The sequence below is a fragment of the Acinetobacter sp. WCHAc060025 genome, assembly GCF_004209355.1.
GTDB classification, from domain to species: domain Bacteria; phylum Pseudomonadota; class Gammaproteobacteria; order Pseudomonadales; family Moraxellaceae; genus Acinetobacter; species Acinetobacter wuhouensis.
Genome location: NZ_SGSX01000052.1, coordinates 1 through 3503, shown reverse-complemented (window position 1 = coordinate 3503; position 3503 = coordinate 1). Strand labels below are relative to the sequence as shown.

Below are 3503 nucleotides of genomic sequence, written 5' to 3'. Positions count from 1 at the left end.
AAGATACCAGAGGCTGTGGCTTCTACTGCTAGCGCATCCACAGATCGACAACGTGAATCAGAAAATTATAATTCACGTTGCCGATTACCTTAAGTAACATAATATTCGTTATGCAAAATCCTGCGCTATCTTAATCTTTCAATGTGATGATCTAACCTGATGAACATTAATTTGAGCTGATCTATTTCATCATAATTATCTACGTCAATTTCACGTATTAAGTCTAAGTACTTCTCCAGTGATTCACGAATCAAAATATAATCACTGTTTCTTAATGAACCTATATTTCTATTGTATGTAGTTGTTCGCCATATATGTCTATTTTTCATTAGAATAAATAAGATGAAGACCAAGAAAAATCACAATTAAAATAACAGATAGAAATTCACCAAATGTAAGATATTCCCACCATCTAGAATATTCTTTAACAGTATTAAAAGTTCTTTCAATATCCATAAAACTGCCCTACTTGATCAAATTTTGTGAATCGTTACCCGCATATTATAGAAGCTAATTGCGTAAAAAGCGTAATCAGAAGGTCGATGCTCGAATATTGTTTGTGTCGATTCATAGACATGAATCTAAGCGTCATAGACATGACGTTTCAGTTATAAATCAATTCATTACGTATCAGATCGACAAGTTTCTTTTGTTAAGAAACTTGTTTAGAGCTATCGCTCTACGACGTTTAAATTCATGTTCACTGTAATATTTACCTTTAAATCTATAGACATAGCAGTAAACATCATTAATTTGGTCATGCACAATAATACGTCTTGGGCATCTAAAACGCTGAGATAATCTATCAAGTCTATTAACTAAATCACTAAAGAAAAATACACCTGTAATCAAACCAAGTATGAAAATACCAATAAAAATCGGAGTCATACCACTCAGTAAATCATTCAAGAGTTTTAAATTTTCAGATTGAGAAATATTCATAGTGCATTTGCTCCAGTGATTGTTTTAGCTTGAAGTTGTGGTTCGACATAGTTATTGGCTTGTTCTATTTCTTGCGAAATATGTCGTTGAGCAGCCTGTTGAATATTGTCCGAAGTATTGACTTGATAATTTGAGTTAGCATTATTTTGTACCTGTACTGGAGAGCGTGTGTAATCAAATGGACGTTCACCACCTAACCACCGTTGACAATCTTTTTTAGAAATTTTAGGCATGACATTACCCTGTTGATCTATACCAACAAGCTCTCCAGTAGGCTTTTTTGCACATCCTGTAAGGCGTGGATAATCTCTAATCTGTATCTGTTGCTCGGGTGCAAAGTCATAAGGTTTATCAGGATTATATGCAACTGTAGTAATAGAGCCTTGAGAATCTATCGAAGCCTTAGTTTTACTTAGATCATTAAACCATTGGACACATTGAGGTTTTTCAACATTAACAGCTTTGCGACATTCAATGTCAGGATTAAATTGTGATAGAGCGTTAGGATCAGAAGCTTGGACGTTTGCTTTATCTGTTGTGGACGTTTCTTTTTTAACTTCCTTTTTCTCACTGGAACCGAAGATCGTACCGAAGAATGTACGTTCACCACCAAAAATCATATTACCCACCATCACAAGACCAACAAGCGGTATAAGTAAGATTGCAAAGAGTTTAAGCGGAATGCGTAGTTTTACTGTGTTAGCAGTAGCTGATTCATATATTTCATATAAGCGTTTAGGATAGTTGAATCTAAAATCACGTTCAGCAGTGAGTTTATTCCCCAAGCTATTAGGCTTATCACGACAATTCGCCCATACGTAGACTGTAGCGGACGGAGCACCCCAACCACGATGTAAGTGATAATGAAGCCCAACAACAGCCCGATAGTTAGTGTGAACCAAACTAGGAAACTGTGTAATACCATATATATCAAAAGCCCGATGACGATGAATGGTTAATTCTTTGACGATGTCTTCTTTGTCTTGTTTGTTATCCGTTGAGTATTCAAAGATCAATTGTATTTCGTCATAAAAGATAATTGAGCCGTCAGGACATTTACGCCAGTCAATTTCCACAGGTCGGACATTATCAACTTTTAAACCATCAATATTGGCATAAATATGTCTTACATCTTTAAGCGGTTTAAGATCAAGATTTAGATCATTTTTTATGACTTTTAATATGCCGTTGTAATGTTGAATATCTAAAAACATACCCTCAGTACGTTGTTTTGAACCCAAATAATTAAAATAGTCAGGTTCAAAAATAAGCGTTTCATTTTCTTTAGTTTTTTTACTGAAATATGTATGTGACAAGAAATAATCAGCAAGATTATTTTTCTCTATTTCTTCATTGTTCTTTTTTAATGCAGTAGCATTGTATTCAAGCGCACGTTGATTTGCTTTCTCATAATTATCTATAAGAAATACAGCGTATAAAGTTTTTCCTGCGCCTGGCGTACCTGTGATTAGATGTAACATATTTACCTCGCTATTGAACTTTGCACCGCACTGCACACGCTAGCCGTGATGTCAGATGCGGATGCACGTTCCTAACCGCTATGTTTTTTTAAAACTAATTTTGATGAGTTAAGCGTCATTCGTGTAACGATTGCGCCAAGTATTAAAGACATTGCTATGTCAAAACCCGATAGATGCGCCAATGCAAGTACATCCACAGAAACAGCACCAGTTTGATTTTTTAGAGCATTTACAGCAGTTGAAAAGGCAGTCATTGAAGCAACAGAAGTACCAAGCATAAGCCCTGCACCAGTGAGCCAACTTTTTAAACTACCCTTTTGTAATGAATTGAGTACAGATACTAATTTAGACCACATTATTCATTCTCCCTGATGCCAGCGATGATTAATGCAGAGCTAAAAGCAGAGATAGTAATAACTACAGGTTTTATAAATGAAGCTATGTCACAAAGCGGTTGAAATGAAAATTCGATTTCTGTTGATATACCTGCGAAAGAGATAGGGACAGTTTTTGAAACTGGACAAGCACCACCAAAATTTATATCTGTATTTATGTCAGGTAATGGAGGATCAGGAATATCTAAAGCAGTATCATCATTTTTTGGAGGCTCATCTTTAAAATAATCACGTACAGCTTGAACTTGAGACTTCGCATATTCATAAGCTTCAGTTAATGCATTAACAGACCTATCCCACCAATTCGTAAGCGTTTGAGGGAATGAAATTACAGTTTGAGCAGCTTCACAGACTACTGGTGCCCAACCGCAAAACACTGGAAATGTGAGTGATAAGTCAGTTGCACCTGTTTCTGTATTTGGTTTTGATTGTCCTGTTGCTTCCTCTTCTGTTTTTGTTTCTGCATTTGCTTCTAACTGATTCACAATCGGACGTGCTTTTGCATCATCATTTTGAGCATCATTGACAATATCAGCAGCAGCAGCAGTTGTTGCTACTTGAGCATTCGTATCACCCGCTTCGGCATTAGAAATTACTTGATTAGCGACAACATCAAGCGGTAATGTTTTTTCCTCATCTTTAGAAGGGTCATAAGCCGGATTCGGTAAAGAAACAAGATCAATAG

At 36.0% G+C, this 3503-nt stretch carries 4 protein-coding genes; all 4 read right to left on the bottom strand.

What is annotated here, in order from left to right:
• Window positions 1-630: 630 nt before the first annotated feature.
• Window positions 631-942, bottom strand: coding sequence for a hypothetical protein (locus EXE09_RS18565; protein ID WP_130118242.1), 312 nt, complete (start codon window positions 940-942; stop codon window positions 631-633).
• Window positions 939-2423 (bottom strand): zonular occludens toxin domain-containing protein, encoded by a 1485-nt coding sequence (locus EXE09_RS18560; RefSeq protein ID WP_130118241.1) that lies wholly within the window; start codon window positions 2421-2423, stop codon window positions 939-941. Before EXE09_RS18560 ends, EXE09_RS18565 begins: the two co-directional genes overlap by 4 nt.
• 71 nt (window positions 2424-2494) lie before the next feature.
• Window positions 2495-2779 (bottom strand): DUF2523 family protein, encoded by a 285-nt coding sequence (locus EXE09_RS18555; RefSeq protein WP_130118240.1) that lies wholly within the window; start codon window positions 2777-2779, stop codon window positions 2495-2497.
• On the bottom strand, window positions 2779-3503 hold a 725-nt coding region (locus tag EXE09_RS18890), incomplete at its 5' end, for a virulence factor TspB C-terminal domain-related protein (RefSeq protein WP_265937158.1). The genes EXE09_RS18555 and EXE09_RS18890, both read right to left, overlap by 1 nt.

Coding starts and splice junctions, on each gene's coding strand:
- EXE09_RS18555 (WP_130118240.1), bottom strand. CDS start 2,779: ATGTGGTCTAAATTAGTATCTGTACTCAATTCATTACAAAAGGGTAGT.
- EXE09_RS18560 (WP_130118241.1), bottom strand. CDS start 2,423: ATGTTACATCTAATCACAGGTACGCCAGGCGCAGGAAAAACTTTATAC.
- EXE09_RS18565 (WP_130118242.1), bottom strand. CDS start 942: ATGAATATTTCTCAATCTGAAAATTTAAAACTCTTGAATGATTTACTG.